At 56.7% G+C, this 25,329-nt stretch carries 24 protein-coding genes and 1 other annotated feature; of the genes, 13 read left to right on the forward strand and 11 right to left on the reverse strand.

Annotation, left to right across the window (positions count from 1 at the left end; translation table 11 throughout):
* Window positions 1–4: 4 nt before the first annotated feature.
* The gene (locus FCN45_RS04950) at window positions 5–1,195 is read right to left on the reverse strand and encodes an efflux RND transporter periplasmic adaptor subunit (protein ID WP_101762404.1); all 1,191 of its coding nucleotides are present in this window, start codon (window positions 1,193–1,195) and stop codon (window positions 5–7) included.
* Window positions 1,196–1,337: 142 nt separating this feature from the next.
* On the opposite strand from FCN45_RS04950, the gene acrR reads away from it, so the two are divergent.
* Complete coding sequence (gene acrR / locus FCN45_RS04955) at window positions 1,338–1,976, forward strand: multidrug efflux transporter transcriptional repressor AcrR (RefSeq protein ID WP_110867732.1); 639 nt, start codon at window positions 1,338–1,340, stop codon at window positions 1,974–1,976.
* Here the strand turns inward: acrR and rsmS are convergent.
* From rsmS to priC, 3 genes are read right to left on the reverse strand one after another with little or no spacing between them, the layout of a single operon-like run.
* A complete protein-coding gene (gene rsmS, locus FCN45_RS04960; protein ID WP_101762402.1) occupies window positions 1,963–2,121 on the reverse strand; it encodes a pleiotropic regulatory protein RsmS in 159 nt (52 codons plus the stop codon). The genes acrR and rsmS overlap by 14 nt on opposite strands.
* 8 nt (window positions 2,122–2,129) lie before the next feature.
* Window positions 2,130–2,375, reverse strand: a complete 246-nt coding sequence (locus tag FCN45_RS04965; protein ID WP_137385287.1) for a GlsB/YeaQ/YmgE family stress response membrane protein — start codon at window positions 2,373–2,375, stop codon at window positions 2,130–2,132.
* A gap of 52 nt (window positions 2,376–2,427) precedes the next feature.
* On the reverse strand, window positions 2,428–2,940 hold the full coding sequence (priC, locus tag FCN45_RS04970; RefSeq protein ID WP_137385288.1) for a primosomal replication protein PriC: 513 nt from the start codon (window positions 2,938–2,940) through the stop codon (window positions 2,428–2,430).
* Window positions 2,941–2,998: 58 nt separating this feature from the next.
* On the opposite strand from priC, the gene FCN45_RS04975 reads away from it, so the two are divergent.
* From FCN45_RS04975 to htpG, 6 genes are all read left to right on the forward strand, one after another.
* Window positions 2,999–3,382 (forward strand): DUF454 family protein, encoded by a 384-nt coding sequence (locus tag FCN45_RS04975; protein WP_101762399.1) that lies wholly within the window; start codon window positions 2,999–3,001, stop codon window positions 3,380–3,382.
* 149 nt (window positions 3,383–3,531) lie between these two features.
* Window positions 3,532–4,083, forward strand: a complete 552-nt coding sequence (gene apt / locus FCN45_RS04980; RefSeq protein ID WP_101762398.1) for an adenine phosphoribosyltransferase — start codon at window positions 3,532–3,534, stop codon at window positions 4,081–4,083.
* 151 nt (window positions 4,084–4,234) lie between these two features.
* Window positions 4,235–6,214, forward strand: coding sequence for a DNA polymerase III subunit gamma/tau (gene dnaX, locus FCN45_RS04985; RefSeq protein ID WP_137385289.1), 1,980 nt, complete (start codon window positions 4,235–4,237; stop codon window positions 6,212–6,214).
* Window positions 5,556–5,617 (forward strand) — a sequence feature (DnaX frameshifting element). (Overlaps the previous gene by 62 nt.)
* Window positions 6,215–6,264: 50 nt before the next feature.
* A complete protein-coding gene (locus FCN45_RS04990) occupies window positions 6,265–6,594 on the forward strand; it encodes a YbaB/EbfC family nucleoid-associated protein (RefSeq protein WP_137386852.1) in 330 nt (109 codons plus the stop codon).
* Window positions 6,594–7,199 carry a recombination mediator RecR gene (recR, locus tag FCN45_RS04995; RefSeq protein ID WP_008103873.1) on the forward strand — a complete coding sequence of 202 codons (606 nt, stop codon included), beginning with the start codon at window positions 6,594–6,596 and terminating at the stop codon, window positions 7,197–7,199. Before FCN45_RS04990 ends, recR begins: the two co-directional genes overlap by 1 nt.
* 99 nt (window positions 7,200–7,298) lie before the next feature.
* Window positions 7,299–9,173 (forward strand): molecular chaperone HtpG, encoded by a 1,875-nt coding sequence (gene htpG / locus FCN45_RS05000; protein ID WP_137385290.1) that lies wholly within the window; start codon window positions 7,299–7,301, stop codon window positions 9,171–9,173.
* Between the two features lie 54 nt (window positions 9,174–9,227).
* On the opposite strand, the gene FCN45_RS05005 is transcribed toward htpG, so the two are convergent.
* Window positions 9,228–10,097 (reverse strand): LysR substrate-binding domain-containing protein, encoded by an 870-nt coding sequence (locus FCN45_RS05005; RefSeq protein WP_101762395.1) that lies wholly within the window; start codon window positions 10,095–10,097, stop codon window positions 9,228–9,230.
* A gap of 188 nt (window positions 10,098–10,285) precedes the next feature.
* Here FCN45_RS05005 and FCN45_RS05010 point away from each other — a divergent pair, with 188 nt between their 5' ends.
* From FCN45_RS05010 to FCN45_RS05025, 4 genes are all read left to right on the forward strand, one after another.
* Window positions 10,286–11,116, forward strand: a complete 831-nt coding sequence (locus FCN45_RS05010) for a DUF6024 family protein (RefSeq protein ID WP_137385291.1) — start codon at window positions 10,286–10,288, stop codon at window positions 11,114–11,116.
* Window positions 11,117–11,267: 151 nt separating this feature from the next.
* Window positions 11,268–11,912 (forward strand): adenylate kinase, encoded by a 645-nt coding sequence (adk, locus tag FCN45_RS05015; protein WP_137385292.1) that lies wholly within the window; start codon window positions 11,268–11,270, stop codon window positions 11,910–11,912.
* 121 nt (window positions 11,913–12,033) lie between these two features.
* A complete protein-coding gene (gene hemH, locus FCN45_RS05020) occupies window positions 12,034–12,993 on the forward strand; it encodes a ferrochelatase (RefSeq protein WP_137385293.1) in 960 nt (319 codons plus the stop codon).
* 58 nt (window positions 12,994–13,051) lie between these two features.
* Window positions 13,052–14,353, forward strand: coding sequence for an inosine/guanosine kinase (locus FCN45_RS05025; RefSeq protein WP_101762392.1), 1,302 nt, complete (start codon window positions 13,052–13,054; stop codon window positions 14,351–14,353).
* Between the two features lie 50 nt (window positions 14,354–14,403).
* Here FCN45_RS05025 and FCN45_RS05030 read toward each other — a convergent pair.
* Both FCN45_RS05030 and ybaL read right to left on the reverse strand, forming a co-directional pair.
* Window positions 14,404–15,767 (reverse strand): IS3 family transposase gene (locus FCN45_RS05030; protein ID WP_137385294.1). Its coding sequence is split into 2 segments (ribosomal slippage): window positions 14,404–15,272 and window positions 15,272–15,767, totalling 1,365 coding nucleotides; the frame shifts between segments, so codons are not numbered across the junction.
* Window positions 15,768–15,851: 84 nt separating this feature from the next.
* Window positions 15,852–17,540, reverse strand: coding sequence for a YbaL family putative K(+) efflux transporter (gene ybaL / locus FCN45_RS05035; RefSeq protein WP_137385295.1), 1,689 nt, complete (start codon window positions 17,538–17,540; stop codon window positions 15,852–15,854).
* A gap of 459 nt (window positions 17,541–17,999) precedes the next feature.
* On the opposite strand from ybaL, the gene ushA reads away from it, so the two are divergent.
* On the forward strand, window positions 18,000–19,751 hold the full coding sequence (ushA, locus tag FCN45_RS05040; protein ID WP_137385296.1) for a bifunctional UDP-sugar hydrolase/5'-nucleotidase UshA: 1,752 nt from the start codon (window positions 18,000–18,002) through the stop codon (window positions 19,749–19,751).
* Between the two features lie 50 nt (window positions 19,752–19,801).
* Here ushA and FCN45_RS05045 read toward each other — a convergent pair whose 3' ends face one another.
* Window positions 19,802–20,233, reverse strand: a complete 432-nt coding sequence (locus tag FCN45_RS05045; protein ID WP_137385297.1) for a multidrug/biocide efflux PACE transporter — start codon at window positions 20,231–20,233, stop codon at window positions 19,802–19,804.
* A gap of 90 nt (window positions 20,234–20,323) precedes the next feature.
* Between FCN45_RS05045 and FCN45_RS05050 the strand changes: the two genes are divergently transcribed.
* Window positions 20,324–21,193 carry a LysR family transcriptional regulator gene (locus FCN45_RS05050; RefSeq protein ID WP_101762388.1) on the forward strand — a complete coding sequence of 290 codons (870 nt, stop codon included), beginning with the start codon at window positions 20,324–20,326 and terminating at the stop codon, window positions 21,191–21,193.
* On the opposite strand, the gene ybaK is transcribed toward FCN45_RS05050, so the two are convergent.
* From ybaK to copA, 3 genes are all read right to left on the reverse strand, one after another.
* The gene (ybaK, locus tag FCN45_RS05055; RefSeq protein WP_137385298.1) at window positions 21,190–21,669 is read right to left on the reverse strand and encodes a Cys-tRNA(Pro)/Cys-tRNA(Cys) deacylase YbaK; all 480 of its coding nucleotides are present in this window, start codon (window positions 21,667–21,669) and stop codon (window positions 21,190–21,192) included. The genes FCN45_RS05050 and ybaK overlap by 4 nt on opposite strands.
* A gap of 261 nt (window positions 21,670–21,930) precedes the next feature.
* The gene (locus FCN45_RS05060) at window positions 21,931–22,731 is read right to left on the reverse strand and encodes a TraB/GumN family protein (protein ID WP_137385299.1); all 801 of its coding nucleotides are present in this window, start codon (window positions 22,729–22,731) and stop codon (window positions 21,931–21,933) included.
* A 68-nt stretch (window positions 22,732–22,799) separates the two neighbouring features.
* Window positions 22,800–25,319, reverse strand: a complete 2,520-nt coding sequence (gene copA / locus FCN45_RS05065) for a copper-exporting P-type ATPase CopA (RefSeq protein ID WP_137385300.1) — start codon at window positions 25,317–25,319, stop codon at window positions 22,800–22,802.
* Window positions 25,320–25,329 lie beyond the last annotated feature (10 nt).

Raw genomic sequence — 25,329 nt, forward strand, 5'->3', positions numbered from 1 at the left:
CCTGTTATGAGGATGATTTAGCAGACGGTGATTCTGGTGCAGCTTTGGCATCATCGGAGACTTCTTTTGGCGTCACCTGCGCACCCGGTTTGGCACGCTGGATACCGGTGGTGATCACCCGATCGCCTTCTTTCAGACCTTCCGTCACCAGCCATTTGTCGCCAAATGCCTGATTAGCGGTGATGTTACGGGATTCCACTTTATTATCTGCGCCAACCACCATTGCGGTTGCCTGACCGGTTGGGGTGCGTGTTACGCCCTGTTGCGGCACCAGCAGTGCGGTGGGATTGGTGCCCTCATCCAGACGCGCACGAACAAACATGCCTGGCAGCAGGCGATTGTCCGGGTTCGGGAAGATGGCGCGCAGCGTGATCGAGCCGGTGGTTTCATCCACGCTCACATCAGAGAATTCCAATGTGCCTGTCTGCGGGTATGCGTTACCGTTTTGCATCAGCAGGGTGACGTTGGCCTTACCGTCGTTCTGTTTCAGCTGACCGGATTCCAGCTCTGCGCGCAGACGCAGGAAATCATCACTGGATTGGGTCACATCGACATACATAGGATCGAGCTGTTGCACGGTCGCCAGGGCAGTGGTTTGCCCGTTGGAAACCAGCGCACCTTCGGTTACCGACGATTTACCAATACGGCCGCTGATGGGTGACGTCACTTTGGTATACGCCAGATTGATGCGCGCAGTTTCGACGTTGGCACGCGCAGCCTGGGCAGCAGCAGCAGTCTGGGCTGCGGTGCCTGCGGCGGTGTCATAGTCCTGCTGACTGATGTACTTAGTACCCAGCAGCGGCTTATAGCGAGTAATGGTTAACTGCGCAACACGCGCATTGGCTTCAGCCTGGGCGAGATCCGCTTTAGCGCTGTCGTAGGCCGCCTGATAGGTGGCTGGATCAATCTGATACAGCGACTGACCGGCTTTTACATCACTACCTTCAACAAAATTACGCTTGAGGATAATTCCTGACACCTGAGGGCGAACTTCCGCAACGCGGAAAGCCGAGGTACGGCCCGGCAGCTCGGTGGTAATTTTCAAGGGTTCGTTTTTTAACGTTACAACACCCACTTCTGGGGGCTGCTGCTGGGCGGCTTGCTGGGATTTATTATCATCACATCCTGTTAACACAAAGCTGCCTGATAGCATCAGGACGGCCGCCAGAGGCGCTAATCCTCTGTTTTTATTCATAAATAAACCTCTAGTGTCCGATATCAAATGATCAATGGATCACAAACCGATAAACCCATTGCTGCGTTAAAACACGGGTCATGCTATGGTACATACATTCACAAATGTATGTAAACTTACAAGTTTGTAAAAAAAGCCCAGCATGGCACGAAAAACCAAAGCGCAAGCTCTTGAAACACGGCATCAAATTCTTGACGCCGCATTAGCACACTTTTCCGAACATGGTGTGGCCGCCACGTCTCTGGCGGATATCGCAACAGCGGCCGGCGTCACGCGCGGGGCTATCTACTGGCACTTCAAAAATAAAGCCGATCTCTTACAGGAAATCTGGCTGCGTTGTGACGCTGGGCTGGACGATGTGGAACTTGAGTATCAGACAAAATACCCGGGCGATCCACTTTCTGTTGTTCGTTCTATGTTGATCTATATCCTTGACGCCACAGCAAAGGATCCGCAAAGACGCGCATTAATGGAGATTATCTTTCACAAATGTGAGTTTGTTGGCGAAATGTCGACGTTACAGGATATGCAGCAGAGCTTACTGCAAGCGTGTTACGATCGAATTGAAACTGTACTACGTCTTTGTATTGATGCCAGCCAATTGCCTGCGAACCTGAATACGCGTCAGGCGGCGCTACTGATGCGCGGCTATATCAATGGCATGATGGAAAGCTGGCTGTTTAACCCGCAAAGTTTTGATTTGGCAGCCGATGCGCCTCAGCTGGTGGATGCGTTTCTTGATATGTTGCGCTTGAGTCCAACGCTGCTTAGTCGGCCTTGATTTCCGCCGCTTGTTTCTGCTCATAATCCCGCTGAACAATCGCCAACGCAGCCAGCACGGTGGCAGTAGGGACATTATTCTCTTCAAGCAGTTGAATCAGATCGACGGCAAGTTTGATGTCGTCGGGTGCGCTGTCCAGTGACATTTTTTCTCCTAAATACGTAATTTCGCCGCGACCAGCAGCATTAACAGTGCGCCCAGCAGTGCGCTGGCGAAACCGGCTGGATGCAGGACGGCCAGATCGCCGGTGGTGAAGTAGGTGGCGATATAGCCGCCAATCAGCGCGCCAATCACCGCCAGCACCAACGTCGGCACAAATCCTCCCGGACGACCGGGAAAAATCACCCGTTTGAGCCAGCCTGCCGCTAAACCGATCACAATCCATAATACCAGCGTCATGATTTTACTCCTTTTTCTCACCGCAATGAGTATAGAGGAAAAAGCGCCGCGTTCAGCGCGGCATAGGCGGCAACTCCAGTTTGTAGATAGCGGCGCGGCAGCGTGCCAAACGGTCTTGCAGCTGATCGACTTCACGAATTAACTGCTGCTGAACGCTCAGCGTTTCAGCGCGCGCCAGATGCTGCTCGCGCTGCGCAATCATCGCCAGTAAGCGTTTTTCGTAGCCTTGATACTCTTCACGCTTGGCCTGGCGAGCATCGACGCGTGGCCGCTCGCGCTTGACGCGCAGCTGCTGGCTCTGGCATTCGCGCTGCAAGGCGGCAATTTGATCCAGCACTTTCTCCGCCAGCCATTGACGGCGCGCCACATCAGTGTCAGCCGCGGTTAACTGCGTCACATTGCCTTCCAGTTCGCGCAGATAATCCGCCAGACGCGTGCCGCTGGTGCGAAACAGGTGAGAATCAAAACGGGGCTGACGACAGGCACCATCCGGCTGCTGCGCAATCTGCTGGCGCAGTAACTCTAACATGGCATGGAGACGTTGCTGGGCGGGCGGTTGGGGCATCACTCTGTTTCCGACTGTGTTAACGTAACGCTGTTTTTGACTTATTCAGGCATCAGGCATGCAGCGCATTTTACTACTGAGCCTTGGCTGGCTGGCGATTGTGCTAGGTACGCTGGGCATTGTATTACCTTTATTACCAACGACGCCATTTGTGTTGCTGGCGGCCTGGTGTTTTGCCCGCTCGTCGCCGCGTTTCCATCATTGGTTGCTGTGGAAGTCGCCGTTTGGTCGCTTTATTCGCCACTGGCAGCAGCATCGTGCCATGCCGCCCGGCGCCAAAGGGCGCGCCATGTTGCTGATTGTGATTACCTTTTCGGTGTCCCTTTATTTAGTAAACCTGCTGTGGGTGCGCATCCTGTTAGGCGCGATGCTGTGCCTGCTGCTGCTTTTTATGTGGCGCATTCCGGTTGTAACCGAGGATGCCAACCCGCCACAACAGTAGCGTGAGGGTTGCATTTAGCCGGGTATTTGCATAGATTTGGGCATCTTCGTGCGTGGCTTCCCTTATAAACGACTTCGCTTAACCCGGTTTCCGGGGTTTGGCGCTAGAGAAGCTGCGCGTATTAGATATTTTCTCCAGGCGTAACATTTATGACCGCAACTGCGCAGCAGCTTGAACTCATCAAAAACAGCATTAAAAGCATTCCTGACTATCCGAAGCCGGGCATTCTGTTCCGTGACGTGACCAGTCTGATGGAAGATCCGCAGGCGTATGCCGCGTCGATCGCCATTCTGGTGGAGCGTTATCGTAACAAAGGCATCACCAAGGTGGTGGGAACGGAAGCGCGTGGCTTCCTGTTTGGCGCACCGGTGGCGCTGGGTTTGGGCGTGGGTTTTGTGCCGGTGCGTAAGCCGGGCAAACTGCCGCGTGACACCTTCAGCGAAAGCTACGAGCTGGAGTACGGCACCGATGCGCTGGAACTGCACAAAGATGCCATTAAACCAGGCGATGTGGTGCTGGTGGTGGACGATCTGCTGGCGACTGGCGGCACGCTGGAAGCAACGGTGAAGCTGATCCGCCGCGCCGGTGGAGAAGTGAAAGACGCCGCATTCGTGATTAATCTGTTTGACCTGACCGGTGAAGCCCGCCTGACTGCTATGGGCGTCGAGTGCTTCAGCCTGGTGAATTTCCCCGGCCACTAAGGCCTGCGCGCTCCGCTGCACGGCGGGGCGCCACCTCTGCAAAGTTAGTGGTTGCTGATCCGCTGGTGGCTGTTAAACTACTGCCAAAATAAACAGGGTTTGCGAAGCTGCATTTTCTCCCTTCTCCCTAAATTCCAGTGATTGAATCCACATGAGCTATCAGGTACTTGCGCGAAAATGGCGTCCCCAGGCCTTCGCTGACGTAGTCGGTCAGGAACATGTGCTGACTGCGCTGGCCAACGGGTTGTCACTGGGACGAATCCATCATGCTTATCTCTTTTCTGGCACACGCGGCGTCGGGAAAACCTCGATCGCCCGTCTGCTGGCGAAGGGGCTTAACTGTGAAACCGGCATCACGTCAACGCCTTGCGGGCAATGCGATAACTGCCGCGAAATCGAGCAGGGCCGTTTTGTCGATCTGATTGAGATCGATGCCGCGTCACGCACCAAAGTTGAAGATACGCGCGATCTGCTCGATAACGTGCAGTACGCGCCGGCGCGCGGCCGCTTCAAGGTCTATCTGATCGATGAAGTGCACATGCTGTCGCGTCACAGCTTCAACGCGCTGCTGAAAACGCTGGAAGAGCCGCCATCGCACGTGAAATTCCTGCTGGCGACCACCGATCCGCAGAAGCTGCCTGTGACGATTCTGTCCCGTTGCCTGCAATTCCATCTCAAAGCGCTGGACGTGGAGCAAATCCAGCAGCAGCTGGCGCATGTGTTGCAGCAGGAGCAGATTGCTGCCGAACCGCGCGCGCTGCATCTGCTGGCACGCGCCGCTGATGGCAGCATGCGCGACGCGCTGAGTCTGACCGACCAGGCGATTGCCATGGGGCAGGGCAGCGTAACGCGTGACACCGTGGCACAAATGCTCGGCACGCTCGACGATGAACAGCCGCTGGCGCTGATTGAAGCGCTGGTGGATGGCCAGGGTGAACAGGTGATGGCGCTGCTGGATCAGGCCGCGTCGCGTGGGGTTGAGTGGGAAGCGCTGCTGGTCGAGATGCTGCGTTTACTGCACCGCATTGCGATGGTGCAGCTGCTGCCAGGCTCGCTCAGCGAGGACGATCTCAGCCAGGCCGATCGCCTGCGCGAGTTAGCGCGCGTACTGCCACCGGCTGACGTGCAGCTCTATTACCAAACGTTGTTGATGGGACGTAAAGATCTGCCGCTGGCACCGGATCGGCGCTTAGGCGTAGAGATGACGCTGCTGCGGGCGCTGGCGTTCCATCCGCAGGCAACGATTGCGGAGCCGGTGGCGCGTCCCACCTTGACGCCACAAGCTGCGCCGCAGGTTGCTGCGCCACAAGCCGCCGCGAAAACCGCGCCCGCACCGGCTGCGCAGCCGCAGATGGCACCGCCAAACCCTGACGCGCCGCCGGTGTCGGATGATTATCCAGACATGCAGCCCGCGCCCGATCCGTTACCTGACTCCACCAGCCAGTTGTTACAGGCGCGAACGCAGTTGCTGCGTCAGGGAGCCGGCAAAGCAAAAAAGAGTGAGCCGGCAGCGCGTTCCGCGCGGCCGGCGAATCCGGCGCTGGAACGTCTCGCTAGCGTCACTGAACGTGTGCAACAACGTGCGTCCGAACCCACGGTAAAAGCCCCGGCCAAACCGGAAGCTTATCGCTGGAAAACGCAGCTGCCGGTGGAGGTTAAAGCGGAGCCGGTGGCGACGCCAAAAGCCTTGCGTTCGGCACTGGAGCATGAGAAAACCCCTGAGCTGGCGCTGCGTCTGGCGGAAGAAGCCCAGCAGCGCGATGCGTGGGCTGCTGAAATCGCCGCGCTGACGCTACCGAAACTGGTGCAGCAAGTGGCGCTTAATGCGTGGAAAGAGGTGGGCGAAGCCGGTGTTACGCTGCATCTGCGCAGCAGTCAGCGCCATCTGAATTCAGCTTCTGCCAGGCAGGCGCTGGCGGAAGCGCTGAGTCAGTCTGCCGGCCAGCCGGTTGAATTGACGATTATTGAAGACGATAATCCTACGGTATTGACGCCACTGGAGTGGCGCCAGGCCATTTATGAAGAGAAGCTGTCGCAGGCGCGACAGTCGATCGAAAGCGATACCCATATTCAGACATTGCGTCGATTCTTCGATGCCGATCTGGATGAAGAGAGTATTCGACCGGTGTGAACATGCTGCCGCGCGTCAACTGCGCGCAGCCCCAGCAGAGAGAGAAAACTATGTTTGGTAAAGGCGGATTGGGCAACCTGATGAAACAGGCCCAGCAGATGCAAGACAAAATGGCCAAAGTGCAGGAAGAGATCGCCGCGATCGAAGTGACCGGTGAATCAGGCGCTGGCTTGGTTAAAGTAACCATCAACGGTGCGCACAACTGCCGTCGTGTCGAAGTCGATCCTGGCTTGCTGGAAGATGACAAAGACATGCTGGAAGATCTGATCGCCGCGGCCTTCAACGATGCGGCACGCCGTATTGACGAAACGCAGAAAGAGAAGATGGCTGCCGTCTCTTCAGGTATGCAGCTGCCGCCTGGCTTCAAGATGCCGTTCTGATGCAAACCAGTCCACTGCTTGAATCTTTGATGGAGTCGTTGCGCTGCCTGCCGGGCGTTGGCCCGAAGTCGGCGCAGCGTATGGCTTTTCAGCTGTTGCAGCGCGATCGTAGCGGTGGCATGCGTCTGGCGCAGGCATTGACCCGCGCCATGTCGGAAATCGGTCACTGCGCCGATTGCCGTACCTTCACCGAACAGGAAATCTGCACCATCTGCGCCAATCCGCGTCGTCAGCAAAACGGCCAGATTTGTGTGGTGGAGAGCCCGGCAGATATCCACGCCATTGAGCAGACCGGCCAGTTTGGCGGCCGCTACTTTGTGCTGATGGGGCACTTGTCACCGCTGGATGGCATTGGTCCACAGGATATCGGCCTGGATCGGCTGGAGCAGCGTCTCGAGCGCGAAACCTTAACCGAGGTGATCCTCGCCACCAATCCCACGGTGGAAGGGGAAGCCACGGCCAACTACATCGCCGAGTTGTGCGGACAATATGGCGTTGATGCCAGCCGCATTGCACACGGTGTGCCGGTCGGTGGTGAGCTGGAAATGGTCGATGGCACCACGCTGTCGCACTCGCTCGCCGGACGCCACAAGATTAATTTCTAATCACTTGCCGATGTCTTCACAGACATCGGCTTGAAATCCTCTCCTTCATCCCCATTTCTCTCTCAACGTATCATCAACCCCGATTCAGTTGAGGTAGCAATGACCATGAAAGGACAAGAGACGCGTGGCTTCCAGTCAGAGGTAAAACAACTTCTGCACCTGATGATCCATTCACTCTATTCAAATAAAGAGATTTTCCTGCGCGAGCTGATTTCCAACGCTTCAGATGCCGCCGACAAACTGCGCTTCCGCGCGCTGTCGACGCCCGATCTGTATGAAGGCGACGGCGACCTGCGCGTACGTATCTCGGTCAATCCGGAAAATCGCACGCTGACGCTCAGCGATAACGGCATCGGTATGCGCCGTGATGAGGTGATTGAGAACCTCGGCACCATCGCTAAATCCGGCACCAAATCCTTCCTCGAATCCATGGGCTCCGACCAGGTGAAAGACAGTCAGCTGATCGGCCAGTTCGGCGTGGGCTTCTACTCTGCGTTCATTGTGGCGGATAAAGTCACCGTGCGCACCCGCGCCGCCGGCGCTAAAGCCGATGAAGCGGTGTTCTGGGAATCTGCTGGCGAAGGCGAATATACGCTGGCAGAGATTGAGAAAGCCGATCGCGGTACCGAAATCACGCTGCACTTCCGTGAAGGCGAAGATGATTTCCTCGATGCGTGGCGCGTGCGTAACGTGATCAGCAAATACTCCGATCACATCGCGCTGCCGGTCGAGATTGAAAGCAAAGACGAAGAGAGCGACACCACCACCTGGGAAAAGATCAACAAAGCCCAGGCGCTGTGGACGCGCAACAAGTCTGAGATCAGCGACGACGAGTACAACGAGTTCTACAAACATATCGCCCACGATTTCAGCGATCCGGCGATCTGGAGCCATAACCGCGTGGAAGGTAAGCAGGAATACACCAGCCTGCTGTATATCCCGGCGCGTGCGCCGTTCGACATGTGGAACCGCGACAGCAAGCACGGCCTGAAACTCTACGTACAGCGCGTGTTCATCATGGACGATGCCGAGCAGTTCATGCCGAACTACCTGCGCTTCGTGCGTGGTTTGATAGATTCCAACGATCTGCCGCTGAACGTATCGCGTGAAATCCTGCAGGACAGCCGTGTGACCCAAAGCCTGCGTGGCGCGCTGACCAAGCGTAGCCTGCAGATGTTAGAGAAGCTGGCGAAAGACGACGCGGAAAAATATCAGCAGTTCTGGAAAGAGTTCGGTCTGGTACTGAAAGAAGGTCCAGCCGAAGACAACGCTAACCAGCAACAGATTGCCAAATTGCTGCGCTTTGCCACCAGCCAGAGCGAAAGCGCTGAGCAGAGCGTTTCGCTCGACGATTACGTGACGCGCATGGTGGAAGGTCAGGATAAGATTTACTACATCACCGCCGACAGCTATGCCGCCGCGAAGAGCAGCCCGCATCTGGAACTGTTCCGCAAAAAAGGCATCGAGGTGCTGCTGCTCTCCGATCGTATCGACGAATGGATGATGAGCTACCTCACCGAGTTCGACGGCAAAACCTTCCAGTCAGTCAGCAAAGCGGATGATTCGCTGAGCAAACTGGCCGATGAAGAGACCGAAGAGCAGAAAGAAGCGGAGAAGGCGCTGGAGCCGTTTGTTGAGCGCGTGAAAACGCTGCTGGGCGAGCGTGTGAAAGAGGTGCGTCTGACGCATCGTCTCACCGACACGCCAGCGATCGTCACCACCGATGCTAACGAAATGACCACGCAGATGGCGAAGCTGTTTGCCGCGGCCGGTCAGGACGTGCCGGACGTGAAGTACATTTTCGAGATCAATCCGGATCATACGCTGGTGAAACGCGTGGCCGATACCCAGGACGAAACGCGCTTTGCCGAGTGGGTTGAGCTGCTGCTGGATCAGGCGCTGCTCGCCGAGCGCGGTACGCTTGACGATCCAAACCAATTTATCCGTCGCATGAACCAGTTGCTGACGGCGTAATCGCACCAAACCCGAAAGGTCGCCATTCATGGCGACCTTTTTTTATATCTGCTGTTAAATCTGCGCCTGATCCCGCAACCAATCGCGAAACAACGTAATCTCTGCATCGTGCTGACGCGAAGTCTTGGTCATCATCAACGTGGCGCGATCGACGCGCACAAAGCCCAGCGGTGCGATCAAGGTGCCGTCACTCAACTCCTGACGCACCAGCAAGCGTGGCGCCATAATCACACCCAATCCGTTTCTCGCCGCCTGAATGGCTAACGTCAAATTATCGAAATGCTTGCCGATCCAGTAATTGCCGCGTACGCCGCTGGTTTTCGCCCATTCGGCCCACGCATGCAGCCGCGTATCGGCGTGCAGCAGCGGCAGTGAGGCGAGATCCTGCTCGCTTTGAAAGCGGGCGGCAAACTGCGGGGCGCACAGTGGGCCGATATAATCATCGCTGATCAAGGTGGCATCAATATCGTCATCCGGCGACTGCTCGGCGCTGAGAATCAGCACATCGGTATGCTCGCTGCGCAGCTGGTCAATCTCCACCAGCGGCTGAAACTGCACTTCAATATCGGGATAGCGCTGATAAAAGCTGGCGATGCGCGGAATTAGCCATTGCGAGAGAAAGCTGGGCGCGCAGGAGACGCTGATATGATGGCGCATGCCGGTACGAATGCTTTCGCAGGTGGTGGAGAGCTCGCTAAAGGCTTTCTGACAACTCACCAGCAAACGTTCACCGTGTGAGGTTAATTTGACGCGTCCATTGGTACGCACAAACAGCGGCTTCCCCATCCAGCTCTCCAGCTGTCGAACCTGATGGCTAATGGCGCTATGGGTGACATGCAGACGTTCGGCCGCTACGCTAAAACTGCTGAACAGTGCCGCCTGGTGGAAATAGTGCAGTGCACGTAACGATGGAAGCACGGTCATACTCGTCCCCTGTGTAAAAACCTAACAGGGATTGTCAGTTTATATCATTTTAATGTCCAGCCGCATTGGCCTAACCTTTCCCCCAGATTCTGGCAGGTTGACGGATACGGCTCTCTGTGTTTTACGCCGACTATCACCGCAGGTTTCACCTCCCACACACAGCATAATAACCAGAGACATACCACGCGATGGCTCCACAACTTGCTTCTGCCAGGGCGGCGGCGGCGCGCGATAAGCTTCGCGGCTCGCTTTCCCGTTATTACCGGCTTGAAAATTTCGATCTCTTCTTCGCACCCTCTTTGCATATCTCGCAAGTGCTGCTTTCCCAGCTGTTTCTCCGTCAGGAGCAATCACGTAATCACACGCGCTATGCCTCGCACTATCCGGTTAGTGAACTGAGCGTGCTGCCCACCTTGCCGATGACGGCGGGCAACATTGCGCTGGTGGATCATGTTGATATGCAGCAAGGTCGCGTGCGTGCGTTGAGCGAATGTCAAAGCCACGGCGTCACCGATGCATCGGAGTCGTTTGCCACGCAGCTACACAAACGGCTGGTGAGCGATGCGCGACTGTTTGTCGCCCGCCTTGATCGCCATGCGGCGTTATGCGGCGATCTGGTGTTAATCGCATTGCGCACCGCCGATTTCAGCACATTGGTGCGCAGCGAGCTGCGGCTGTTTGAGCAAGGATTAGCGCTCGGTGGCGCGCCAGAACAGGCGCTGGCAATGATGAAGGAGAGCGAATGGCGTCCGTACAATATTGCGATGGTGGAAAAAATCGCGCTCGACTCGCCATTCATCCTGCACTCCATTCAGCAACCGGGATTACCCTTTGCGCTTTTTCCGCTGCCGAACGGCCTCAATGCCAGTGAATTGCCGCAGGATATTCAGGTGCTGCCCGAACAGGCGCAATTACGCTTGCGCGCCGACGTGCGCGGCGGGGTCAACAAACAGCTGAACGTCACACCCGCACTGAAAAAACGCCTCAAAGACCTACTCATGCTTAGCCGTGATTCCTAAAAACGGGCACTCTGCTGGTATTTGCTGACAAAGCAGGTCAAAGTAGACCTTTCGTGGCGAGCGCGCCCGTTTCCTTGTGGTGCGCGGGCCATAATGGTATGTTCTTCGCCTTCTCAGATTGAACAATGCGATTCGCAAGGGGAATTACGCAATGCGTATTATTCTGCTCGGAGCTCCGGGCGCAGGTAAAGGCACTCAGGCTCAATTCATCATGGAGAAATACGGTATTCCGCAAATCTCCACCGGTGACATGTTACGTGCGGCAGTCAAAGCAGGTACGAAACTGGGCCAACAGGCAAAAGCGATCATGGATGCCGGTAAACTGGTGACTGACGAGCTGGTGATTGCGCTGGTTAAAGAGCGTATCGCGCAGGAAGACTGCAAAAACGGTTTCCTGCTCGATGGCTTCCCACGCACTATCCCGCAGGCTGACGCGATGAAAGAAGCGGGCATCAAGGTTGATTACGTGCTGGAGTTCGCTGTACCGGACGAGCTGATTGTGGATCGCATTGTTGGCCGCCGCGTACATACGCCATCGGGCCGCGTTTATCACGTCACTTACAATCCACCGAAAGTGGAAGGTAAAGATGACCTGACCGGCGAAGAGCTGACCACGCGTAAAGATGACCAGGAAGAGACCGTGCGTAAGCGTCTGGTGGAATACCATCAACTGACTGCACCGCTGATTGCCTACTACGGCAAAGAAGCGCAAGACGGCAACACCGAATATCACAAAATCGACGGCACACGTCCTGTCGCCGAAGTGAGCACGCAATTGGCCGCGATTCTCGGTTAATGCGTTGAGGGGCCGGTTGTCCGGCCCTTTTGCAGCAATTGCTTTCCCCTCCTTCAATTTCCGCTACAATTTCCCCCTGATTTTGCATTCGACCCATTCGTTTCGACATCAAGGAAATACCATGAGGCAAGAAAAGCCCGGGGTTTTGCTGGTTAACTTAGGCACACCAGACGCACCCACAACACCTGCGGTTAAACGCTATCTGAAACAATTCCTCGGCGATCCACGAGTGGTTGATACACCGCGCTTACTGTGGTGGCCGATTCTCAATTTCATCATCGTGCCTTTTCGCTCGCCACGCGTATCGAAACTGTATGCTTCCGTATGGATGGATGAAGGATCACCGCTGATGGTGTTCAGCAAGCGTCAGCGTGACGCATTGGCGCAGCGCCTCGATATGCCGGTTGAACTGGGCATGAGCTACGGCCAGCCAAGCCTCGACAGCGCGCTGAAGCGCTTGCTGGATCAGGGCGTGACCAAACTCATCGTGCTGCCGCTCTATCCGCAGTTCTCCTGCTCGACGGTTGCCGCGGTTTGGGATGGCTTAGCCACCAGCTTTAAACCACTGCGCTCGCTGCCGGAAGTGGCGTTTATCCGCGATTACGCGGAGCATCCGGCTTACATCGCCGCGCTGAAAGCCTCGGTTGAGCGCTCGTTTGCGCTACATGGCGAACCGGATCTGCTGGTGCTGTCCTATCACGGCATTCCGCAGCGTTTCGCCAATGAAGGCGATGATTATCCGCTGCGTTGCAAAGACACCACCGATGCGCTGGCCGCGGCGTTGGGCATTGCGCCACACAAAATCATGATGACCTTCCAGTCGCGCTTTGGTCGCGAGCCGTGGCTGACGCCGTACACCGATGAAACCATGAAGAGCTTGCCGGCCAAAGGCATCAAGCATGTGCAGGTGATGAGTCCGGGCTTTGCGGCGGATTGCCTTGAAACGCTGGAGGAGATCAGCGGTGAGAACTGCGAGATCTTCCTGCATGCCGGCGGCGAAAAGTTCGAGTACATTCCTGCGCTCAACGCCGATGCGGAGCACATTGAAATGATGGTGCAGCTGGTCAACGCGCGCCGTTAAGGGTGTGGCAGAGAGTGTGATATCATTCTCTGCCTGATTTTCCCTGACGGCACTCTCGATGAAATTTCCCGGCAAACGCAAATCCAAACACTATTTCCCCGTCAACGCGCGCGATCCGCTGCTGCAAGCCACGCAGCAAGAGCAGGAAGAGGGCAGTTGGGTGGTGGGTATCGACCAGACGCTGGTGGATATTGAAGCCAAAGTCGACGACGACTTTCTGCAGCGTTACGGTTTAAGCGCCGGTCACTCGCTGGTGATCGACGATGCTACCGCCGAGGCGCTCTATAACGAACTGATGCGCGAAGCGCTCATCAGCCATCAATTTGCCGGTGGCACCATCGGAAACACCCTGCATAACTACTCGGTGCTGGCGGATGACCGCTCGGTGCTGCTCGGTGTGATGTGCAATAACATTCAGATCGGCGGCTACGCCTATCGCTACCTGTGCAACACCTCCAGCCGCATGGATCTGAACTTCCTGCAGGGCGTCGATGGCGCGATTGGCCGCTGCTTTACGCTGATTGGCGAGCAGGGTGAGCGTACCTTTGCCATCAGTCCCGGCTTGATGAACCAGCTGCAGGCCAACAGCATTCCGGAAGAGGTCATTGCAGGCGCGTCGGCGCTGGTGCTGACGTCCTATCTGGTGCGCTGCCAGCCGGGCGAACCGATGCCGGAAGCCACTTTACGCGCCATCGACTACGCCAAAAAACACAACGTGCCGGTGGTATTGACGCTCGGTACCAAATATGTGATTCAGGATAATCCGCAGTTCTGGCGCGATTTCCTGCGCGATCACGTCTCAATTGTGGCGATGAACGAAGAAGAAGCCTTTGCCTTGACCGGCGAGCAGGATCCGCTGCTGGCGTCGAATATGGCGCTGGATTGGGTAGATTTGGTGCTGTGTACCGCCGGGCCAACCGGTTTGTACATGGCCGGTTTCACTGAAGAGGAGTACAAGCGCAAAACCAACCATCCGCTGCTGCCGGGCGCGCTGGCTGAGTTCAACCAATATGAATTTAGCCGCGCGATGCGCCACAAGGATTGCGATCAGCCGCTGCGCATCTTCTCGCATATCGCGCCATATATGGGCGGCCCAGAGAAGATCATGAACACCAATGGCGCGGGCGATGGTGCGCTGGCGGCGCTGCTGCATGACATCACCGCTAACAACTTCCACCGCCAAAAAGTGCCGAACTCCAGCAAACACGGCCGCGCCTACCTGACCTATTCGTCGCTGGCACAGGTGTGTAAATACGCGAACCGGGTAAGTTATCAGGTGCTGAACCAGCATTCACCACGCCTGACGCGCGGCCTGCCGGAGCGGGAAGACAGCTTAGAAGAGTCGTATTGGGACAGATAAAACGCAAGGTCGCCGTTAATGAACTGAACCCCATAACCTGGACCGTTTAGTTAAAGCGCTGCGTAATGCTGAGTCCTGTACGCTACCGGACTCAGCCCACCCAACCCCATTTTTATCCGCTTAGTATTCCAGAAGTGGATATAGTCTCCGATATCCTTCTCCAGCTCCTCTACATCACGGTATTTCTTCAGGTAAAACATTTCCGACTTCAGATGACCGAAGAAGTTTTCCATCACCGCGTTGTCCAGGCAGTTTCCTCTGCGCGACATGCTCTGTGTTATCCCGTTTTCCGCCAGGCGCTGCCTATACTCCGGCATCTGATACTGCCAGCCCTGATCGCTGTGAAGAAGCGGACGCTGCTCGCCCGTCAGATGCCGTAAGGCACTGCTCAGCATATTGTTTATCATCGGCATCAGCGGCTTACGCGCCGTTTCCCAGCCCACGATTTCGCCGTTATACAGGTCCAGAACCGGGGACAGGTAGCATTTTTCACCCGCAACGCTGAACTCCGTTACGTCCGTTACCCACTTCTCGTTCGGTGCCTGTGCCCGGAAGTTGCGCTGCAGCACGTTGCCGGCTGTTCGCCCTTCGGGCCCGCGACAGGACCGGTATCTCTTCTTTCTTACCGGCGACTGCAGGCCCAGCGCCGACATCAGCTTCAGCACGGTTTTCCCGCTCAGCCCCCAGCCGTGCTGCCTGAGCAGGCAGCCCATGCGCCGGTAGCCGTAAAGACTGCGATGCTCCTCCGACAGCCTGACGATGAGCGCCTTCACCTCTGCGTACTTATCCGCCGCCTGCTGGCGGGCAAGCTGATAAAAAAATGTGCTTTTCGGCAGCCGCGATACGCTCAGCAGCACCGGCAGGCGATGCCGCGTGCGCAACCGCGTCACTGCAGCGGCTTTTTCTCCCGCTCCCGGCGCTTTTTTTCCAGGATAATCTCCTGCATAACCTTCAGATAGTCGTTTTCGGCGCGAAGGTATTCGAGCTCCTTAAGCAGCTCTTTCTCCGTCATTGATCCGGCAGGTTTTGGTGATTTTGCTTTGTCTGACATTCGTATACTCCGCGTGCTGTTTTCGGGCGGGAAAGCGTAGTGGCCTTTAAGGCTGTACTGACGGGCCCAGGATTCAACCGTTTTGTATGAGGTGAGATTAAAACGCGCCGCAACCGCGGCGTATGACTCACCGGGATGAGCCAGAACGTAATGCGCCACCTGAACTCTGAAGTCGGAAGAATAACGCCGGTGCCCGCGGGGAAGCAAAGCCTGCTCACCGTGATGCTGATAGCGTGCAACCCAGCGGCGCAGGTTAGTAGGGGCAATGCTGAAGTGCTTAGCCGTTCCATCAATACCGGCATGGCCGCTAAGAAAATAGTGAATGGCCGAGAGTTTGAATTCGACGGGATATTTTGTCGCCATAGACCTGCACCTTCAATGTCAGATTATGGTCCAACATTTGGGGTGCAGTTCATTAATGGCGACCTTGCTAAAGACCGCACTCACTTAAATTGGGCACTCACGTACAATCGGGTTCTGCGCAATCTCTTCTTCCAGCACATGCAACATGCTGTTAGCGATCTCACGCTCGCCCATCACCACGCGATTCGCGCCGCGCTCCATTATGTAGGCCACTTCATCGTCATAATGCGCACGGGCAATAATCTCAATGTCCGGACGCTTCTCGCGCGCTGCCGTCACGACTTCACCGGCTTCGTAGCCATTCGGAATGGTCAGCAGCAGCCAGCGGGCGCAGTCGAGGCGCGCCAGTTCCATGGTATCCACGCGTGCCGCATTGCCCAGCACCGCTTTGATCCCTTGCTCGCGCAGCGCTTCAACGCGCGGACGGGAGTTCTCCACCACCACCAGCGGCACATCCGCTTCCATCAGCTTTTGCCCCAGCAGGCTGCCGACGCGGCCATAACCTACTAAAACCGCGTGATTGCAGATATCCACCGGAATCTGCTTCTCTTCTTCGATCGCTTCTTCCAGCGTCTGCTCTTCGATGGTCTCGGTTTTGTCGAGGTAGCGTTCCAGCACGCTAAACAGAATCGGGTTAAGCATGATGGAGAGAATCGCCGCCGCCAGCACCAGATTGCGGCCTTCCTCGCTCAGCATGCCGAGCGAGATGCCGAGGCCGGCGAGAATAAAGGCGAATTCACCAATCTGCGCCAGGCTCACCGAAATGGTCATCGCGGTGCGACGTGAATGACCCAGCAGCGTTACCAGCAGCCAGGCGGCAATGGATTTGCCCAGCACGATAATCGCCAGCGCGCCAAGCACCGCCAGCGGCTGCTCAATCAGGATCATCGGGTCAAACAGCATGCCGACGGACACAAAGAACAGGACGGCGAACGCATCCCGCAGCGGCAAGGTATCGTGCGCCGCGCGGTGGCTAAGTTCAGATTCGTTCAGCACCATGCCGGCAAAGAAGGCGCCGAGGGCGAAGGAGACATCAAAGAATTCGACGGCGCCAAAGGCGATACCGAGCGCCAGCGCTAACACCGCAAGGGTAAACAGCTCACGCGAACCGGTCGCGGCACTTTTTGCCAGAATCCACGGCACCACGCGACGGCCTACCACCATCATCAGCACCATAAAGGCGACGACTTTACCGATGGTCAGCAGCAGATCCCACAACAGCAGCGTTGGGCTGGCGTTGCCCTGTTCCAGCATGCCAGCGATGGCTGGCAGCAGCACCAGCGTCAGCACCATCACCAAATCTTCCACGATCAACCAGCCAATGGCGATTTGCCCGCGCTGGCTATCAATCAGCTGACGCTCTTCCAGCGCACGCAGCAGCACCACGGTGCTGGCGGTGGAAAGACACAACCCAAATACCAAACCGGTCATCCACGACCAGCCCATTGTCCATGAAAGTCCCATTCCCAGCAGCGTCGCCACGGCGATTTGCGCGATGGCGCCAGGAATGGCGATGGACTTTACCGACATCAAATCCTTCAGCGAGAAGTGCAAACCGACGCCGAACATCAGCAGAATAACGCCGAGTTCAGCCAGTTCAGGGGCAAGGTTGGTATCCGCGACAAAGCCTGGCGTGAAGGGGCCGGCCAGGACGCCAGCCAGAAGATAACCGACTAACGGTGAGATGCGCAGGCGGTTTGCCAGCATACCAAGGAGAAATGCGAGGACCAGTCCCCCGACAATGGTAGTGATCAACGGTGTGGTGTGATGCATGCCTGTCTCCTTGTGTGCAAATGTATCCGCTTGTAACAACCTAGTGTAATGCACAATCACTCACCGCGTTTAAACATTTGAGCGGTTAAAGCCCACTAAATTGAAAAAATGAGACTAAAACGCAGCTGAAGCTCCATTTTCGTCAGTTATCTCATTATATCGGCTGGAAATACGCAGAATGAAGGGTGGCGTGGAAAAAATAGTTGCAGGGGGAAATTGGCTTCGCAGCAGGGGTTGTTACGGTTAAAGCGGTCCTAAGTCGATAAAGTCACCGCCAGGTGTAGAATTGGGTTGTCATTGCCAGCTAGAAGCGAATTTAAAAATGCTGGTCGTCACGCTGTGCCATGATGCAATGCGTGTTTCATCTTGAGTTAGCCAGCCATCTGTGCGACACAGAAGGGCGATAACGCACATTAAGTCCACCGCTAAGTGGAAAAACGCAGAATAAGGAGATCGACTTTGTTTTTATCACCGCGAAAAGGGCGCTGGCTGGCGCTGACAGTGTTACTGCTGCCGATGCTGGCGCAGGCGTGGCAAACGGATCGCAGTTATCGTTTCAGTATTCTGCACACCAACGATCATCACGGTCGTTACTGGCCGAACGCACAAGGCGAATATGGCCTTGCGGCACAGAAAACGCTGATGGATCAACAGCGCTACGATGTGCAGGCCAAAGGTGGCGGCGCGCTGATCCTGTCGGCGGGCGATGTGAACACTGGCGTGCCAGAGTCAGACATGCTGGATGCTGAACCCGACATTCGCGGCATGAACCTGGTGGGCTATGACGCCATGGCGCTGGGTAACCACGAATTCGACAAACCGCTTAGCGTGCTGCAACAGCAGCAGAAGTGGGCCAAATTTCCGTTCCTTTCGGCCAACATCTATCAAAAAGGCACCGACACGCGCTTATTTAAGCCGTGGGCAACCTTTAACCGCATGGGGCTGAAGATTGCGGTGATCGGCCTGACCACCACCGACACGCTGCGCATCGCCAATCCGGAAAACATTGCGACGATTGATATTCGCGATCCGGTGAAAGAGACCGAAAAAGCGGTGGCGGAACTACGCGCCAGCGAAAAGCCTGATGTCATCATCGCGCTGACACACATGGGCCACTACGACGGCGGTCAGCACGGCAGCAATGCGCCGGGCGACGTGGAGCTGGCGCGCAGCCTGCCGCCGGGGACCATCAACGTGATCATTGGCGGCCATTCACAGGATGCGGTGTGCATGGAGAAAGAGAACGTCAGCGTAAAAGATTATCAGCCAGGCCAGCCCTGCCAGCCGGATCGGCAAAACGGCGTGTGGATCATGCAGGCAAAAGAGTGGGGCAAATTTGTTGGGCGCGGCGACTTCACCTTCCGCAATGGCGAGCTGACGCTGGAGAATTACCAGCTGATCCCGGTCAACCTCAAGCACAAGGTAAAAAATCTTGATGGCAGCGAATCCTGGCTCACCTGGCAGGAAGAGATCCCGAAAAACAGCGCGATGATGAAGCTGTTAACGCCGTATCAACTGCGTGCTGGCAAGAAACTGGATGTTAACGTCGGCAGCAGCGACGGCGTGTTTGTCGGTGAGCGCGACAAGGTACGCTTTGAGCAGACCAATCTTGGGCAGCTAATTTTGCGCGCCCAAATGGCGGCGACCAAAGCGGACTTTGCGGTGATGAGCGGCGGTGGCATTCGCACTTCGCTGGCGCAGGGTAATCTCAGCTGGCGCGATTTGTTGCAGGTGCAGCCTTTTGGCAATCAGGTGGTGTCGGTGACGCTGAAGGGTAATGAAGTGCTGAATTATCTGGCGACGGTTGCCAATATTAAAGTGGACTCCGGCGGCTTCGCGCAGTTCAGCAACATCAGCCTGGTGGCGGATGGTAAAGGCGTCAGCGACGTGAAGATTAATGGCGAACCGCTGCAAAAGGATAAAACCTACCGCATGGCGACTAACAGCTTTAACGCCAGCGGCGGCGACGGTTATCCGAACATTGAAACCCATGCTGGCTTCAGCAACAGCGGGCAGCGCGATGCGGATGTGCTGCGTGATTATGTCAGCCAGCATTCACCGCTGAAGGTAGCGGATTATCAACCTGGCGGGATTGTGCATCTGACGGCAGCACAAATTGAAGAGCGCAACAAAGCGCTGGAGAAGCAACGCAAGCCAAGCTATCCGCAAATGATTCTGGCGTGGATCTGGCCGCGCGCCGCACAACATTGAACTCTGCGCTCGTAGGTCGCCATTCATGGCGACCTCTTTTCAAATGCACATCACGCCTGACACGATTTCTGCGCCACCCAACGGTGGCGCAACTTATCCCACATCCAGTTGTAAACCATGGTATAGGGCAGGAAGAACAGGAAGAACGCCACTTCCAGCACAAAGGCTTCCAGCAGTGAAATATTCAGCATCCAGGCGGCAATCGGCAAGCCAATCAGGATAAAACCGCCTTCAAAGCCTAGCGCATGCATGGCGCGTAAACCGAATCCGCGTTTCACCTGCGGCGGCCAGATGCGGTCAAAGCCGGTGTTATAGATCATGTTCCACAGCATGGCGACGGTCGACAGCATAATCGCCAGCGCGCCCATCTGAAACAGCGGTTTCTCCATGATCCAGGCAGCCAGCGGCGCAACAGTGATAAGTGCTAACCCTTCAAAGCCTGCGGCATGACAAAAACGTTCTTTCAGCGAACGGGTACGCATATAAACCTCCTTATTGGTGATAACCCCTATTTTCGCACTGGGTGATGCTAAGATAAAATGATCACCTATCGATAAAAGCGATGGTTCAACATGAAATATTCCCCGGAATCCCTTGAGGCGTTTGTGCAAACCGTGGCCAGCGGATCCTTTTCGGCGGCGGCGCGCGCGTTGTCTAAAAGCCAGTCCACCATCAGTAACGCTATCGCTAATCTGGAAGACGATTTGGGTTTCACGCTGTTTGATCGCAGCGGACGTAACCCGGTATTGACCGAGCATGGCCAGCGCGCGTTTGCGCAGGTGCAGCAGATTCTGGCCGCCAGCCAGCGGCTGGATGAGCTGGCAGTGCGCTTGTCGCAGGGCGTAGAACCGCGCCTTAGCCTGGCGATCTCCGATTTTTGGCAAGCGGATCACCATGAAAATCTGCTTAACCGGTTTGAGGTGCGTTATCCAGATATCGATTTTGAGTGCATGATCGCCGAGGATGCTGATGCATTAGATTTGATACAAGCCGGGCGCGTGCACCTTGGCGTGGTGCGGGCGCAGCCACAATTGCCGCCGGATTTGGCGGTGGCACGCTTGCAAGTGGGGGCGCAGATGGCGATCTACCTTCATCAGGATCATGCGCTGTCGCAGGCTCAGCAGGTGAGTGAAGGGCAGTTAGGTGAGTTGCGGCATCTGCGACTCAATACCTGGGTACAAAATCGCGATCCCTTGCCCGCCGGACGCGTGTGGTCGGCGCCATCTTATTTATTGCTGTTAGAGATGGCGGAGCAGGGTTTTGGCTGGAGTATATTACCGCGCTGGCTGGTGGAGCAGTTTGGTCATCAGGTGCTGAAGGAGTTGCCGGTGCCGGGCTGGCCGCAGCATATCGCGGTTGATGTGGTGTGGTCGCGGCGTAATCCGCCGGGACCGGCCGGACGCTGGATGATCGATCAACTCTGCGCCCAGCAGCCCGACTAATCGCGCCGTGCGACGTCGGCCAGCGGCGCATCCAGCAGGCGAGACAAATCTTGCGCGGCCAGCTCGATATCCAGCCCGCGTTTGCCGCCGGAGATAAAGATGGTGGCAAACTCCGCTGCCTGCCGATCGATCACCGTTGGCAGACGCTTTTTCTGTCCCAGCGGGCTAATGCCGCCTACCAGATAACCGGTCACGCGCTGTGCCAGCTGCGGATCGGCCATATCCGCTTTCTTGGCGCCCAGCGCTTTGGCGACCTTTTTTAGATCCAATTGGGTTGAGACCGGCGTCACCGCAACCGCCAGCGCTTTAGCATCGCCGTTGAGCGATACCAGCAAGGTTTTGAACACCTGGCGCGCATCCAGATTAAGCTTACGCACCGCTTCGTCGCCAAAATTGGTTTCATGGCTATCGTGGTCGTAGGGATGCAGGGTAAAGGTGACTTTTTGTTTTTCCAGAAGTTTTACCGCGGGCGTCATGATCGGTCCTTGTTAGGAAAATTCTTATTTCAGTTTTGATGGAAAAACAGTGGCGAAATTCTGAACTTTGCGCGAGAATTGGCCCGCGCCAGCAAGAGATTGTTGGTGATAACCAAAATCATAAACAAATTCCTCTTTGACGGGCCAATAGTATTATTGGCCTTCTTTTTTTCTGCCAAACGCACAGTTAATCAACCGCACAAGCCCGTAGCGGCGCGTCTTAACGCGCAATAAATTGCGCCGCTAAGAAATGTGCATAAATCAGCTCTTCAGCAGTCCCGGCAAATTATCATCGCCATACAGATGCAGTGCGCCCACCGCCACCACATAACGCCCTTTCGGTAACGCCAGCAGCAGCTCGCGCCAGTGCTGGTTGCGGTTGCGCATCAGCGTGTCGTTCAGCTCGCTGCTAAAGGTGGTCGGCAACGCCACCGGTTGCTGGGTGGGCGGCGCATCCAGCCACCAGCTGATCATGGTTTGCAGCAGGCGCGCGTTGGTGTGCCAGTGTTCCAGCGTATCCAGCAACAGCGGCAAACCATCCTGCGGCAGCGATTTCAGCAGGGCGATCTGCGTTTCCGGACCTTCCAGCTCGATAATGCGTTTGTTGGCCGCTTTGGCCGCCTGCAACAGCTGATAATCGATACCAAACTGCGGACGCAATCCCAGCCGCTGCGCCTGTTGCGCCTGCAACATCAGCGCGATCTGCCAGAACGGCAGCGTATCGAACAGGCTCAGTGACAGCGAAAGCTCATCGCACAAAGCCTGCAAGCGCGGCAGCACGTCGTCGTCGAGTCGCATTGCCAGCGGCGGATGTTCATCATCATTGCTGAACGGCGATTCGCCTTGAGTGATATCGGCTTCGACAATCAGCGCGTCGGCTTTATGCAGCTGGCGCAATAGCCCGGCAGGCAGCGGCTGCATATCGCGCGTGCCCATGTGAATGCTGCCCGCCAAATGGAAACGACGATCGCCCAGCTGAATATCCATGGCCGGCCAGCTGTAACTGGCCGGAAAAAGGGTCGCGATCCGTTGTTGGATGCTGTGCCACAGACCGTGTCTCATTCCCTGTCCTTTTTAAGGCAAAAAACCATGCTAGCGATTTCATCCGATGAAAAACAGGGCTGGAATGGCTATTGCCGTTGCGCGGGCTTGAAGCGCAACAAACGGTTAGCGTTGCTCACCACGGTAATGGATGACAGCGCCATCGCCGCGCCCGCGACAATCGGGCTCAGCAGCATGCCAGTAAACGGATAGAGCACGCCGGCCGCAATGGGAATCCCGAGGCTGTTGTAGATAAAGGCGCCCAACAGATTTTGCCGCATATTGCGCAGCGTAGCGCTGGAGATCGACAGCGCATCGGCGACGCAGTGCAGATCGTTGCGCATCAGCGTCATGGCGGCGGTTTCTACCGCCACATCGCTGCCGCCGCCCATTGCAATGCCGACATCCGCCTGCGCCAGCGCGGGCGCATCATTAATGCCGTCGCCGACCATCACCACTTTGCGGCCTTGCTGCTGTAGCTGCTTAATCGCCTGCGCTTTACCATCCGGCAACACGCCGGCAATCACTTCATCAATACCCGCTTCGGCGGCAATGGCCTGCGCGGTTTTTTGGTGATCGCCGGTCAGCATAATCTGGCGATAACCTTGCTGATGCAGACGCTGCAGCGCCGCTTTACTCTCGGGACGCAAGCTGTCACGCAGCGCGATCAATCCCAGCAGCTGCTGATTGTCGGCCAGTAGCACCGGCGTTGCGCCTTGTGCGGCGAAGCGCGCGATATCGTCCTGCGCGGCGCGGTAATCAACCTGTTGCTCATCCAGCAGCGCCTGATTCCCCAGCAGCAGCGTTCTGTTTGCCACTGTAGCGCTGATGCCTTTGCCGCGTATTGTACGAAATTGCTTAACCGCTTCGGCGTTCACCGCAGGCGCAGCCTCAAGAATCGCTTTGGCGAGCGGATGGCTGGAGCCTTGCTCCATCTGCGCCGCCGCGCTGAGCACCTGCTCGCGATTCCACTCGCCATACAGCACCACATCGCTGACCTGCGGCGTGCCGCGCGTCAGGGTGCCGGTTTTATCGAACACGATAGTATCGACTTCGCTGGCCCGCTGCAGCGCATCGGCGTCACGCACCAGCACGCCCAACTCTGCGGCGCGCCCGACGCCCGCAATCACCGACATCGGCGTGGCTAAACCCAAAGCGCAAGGGCAGGCGATGATCAGCACCGTGGTGACAATTACCAGCGTGTAAGCCAGTTGCGGCTGCGGACCCGCCAGATACCAAATAACCCCGCTCAGCAGTGCAATCGCCACCACCACCGGCACAAATACGGCGGAGATGCGATCCGCCAGTCGGCCAATATCCGGTTTGCTGCTTTGCGCCTGACGCACCAGATTGATAATGCGCGCCAACGTGGTGTGGCTGCCGATGGCGTGCGCCACAAAGTGCAGCGTGCCGTCTTGTACCAGCGTACCGGCAAAGATTTTATCTCCCGGCTGTTTGGCCTGCGGCACTGCTTCACCGGTCAGCATCGCTTCATCCAGCCAGGCTTCACCGCTGGCGACCTCACCGTCCACCGGTACGCGATCGCCAGTGACCAGCTTCAGCGTCATGCCGGACTGAACCTCGCTGAGCGGCAACAGCGTTTCACCCTGATCGCTGATGACCCGCGCCTGCGCCGGGGTTAAATCCAGTAATCGTTCCAGCGCCTGCGAGGCGCGCTGGCGTGCGCGCTGCTCCAGCGCGTGGCCGAGATTAATCAGGCCAACGATCATCACGCTGGCTTCAAAATAGAGATGACGCGCCTGATGCGGGAAGAATTCGGGCCAAAGGGCGACGCTCATCGAATAGAGCCACGCCGCGCCGGTTCCCAGCGCCACCAGCGTGTCCATGGTGGCTGTGCCGTGACGCAAACTGCGCCACGCGCTGCGATAGAAGTGGCCGCCGGCCATCACCATCACCAGCAAGGTAATCACGCCGAGCGTGCGCCACAGCGTTTGGTTATCTGCGCTCAGCATCATGTTTTCGCCGAGCATGCCCCAAATCATCATCGGCACGCCGAGCAGCAACGCCAGCGCCGATTGCCAGCTAAAACGGCGCATAGCGTGCTGCGCGCTAACCTGCTGGCGTTCGCGGCGGGTTTGTTCATCCTCGATCACTTCGGCGGAATACCCAGCCTGATCGACCGCGCTCACCAGCGCTTCGGCGCTTGCATCACCCATGATCAGCGCGCTGCGCTCACCGAGATTGACGCGTGCCTGGCTGACGCCCGGCACTTTTTGCAGCGCCTGTTCCACGCGGCTTACGCAGCTGGCGCAGCTCATGCCGCCAATCAGTAAATGATGCACAGCAAGCTCAGCTTCAGTGGATTGTGCCGGTTGCGACTCCGTTGTCAGCGCCTCCGGCGGCGGCTCTGTAGCTGTCAACGGATCAGGCTTTGGGCTGGCTGCGCCTTCTTTCAGCACCGCGTGATAACCGGCTTGTTCAACCGTAGCGATCAGATCGCTGGCGCTCGCCGCACCGGTCACGCGCGCTTCTTGCTGCGTGACGTCCGCCTGTTCAACATCGCTGCGCTGCTCCAGCGCTTCTTTGACGCGTTTTACACAGTGGCCACAGGACAAGCCGTCCAGCGCCAGCAGTTGGGTATGTGACATGGTGTACTCC

The organism is Pantoea sp. SO10 (assembly GCF_005281435.1).
Lineage (GTDB): Bacteria > Pseudomonadota > Gammaproteobacteria > Enterobacterales > Enterobacteriaceae > Pantoea > Pantoea leporis.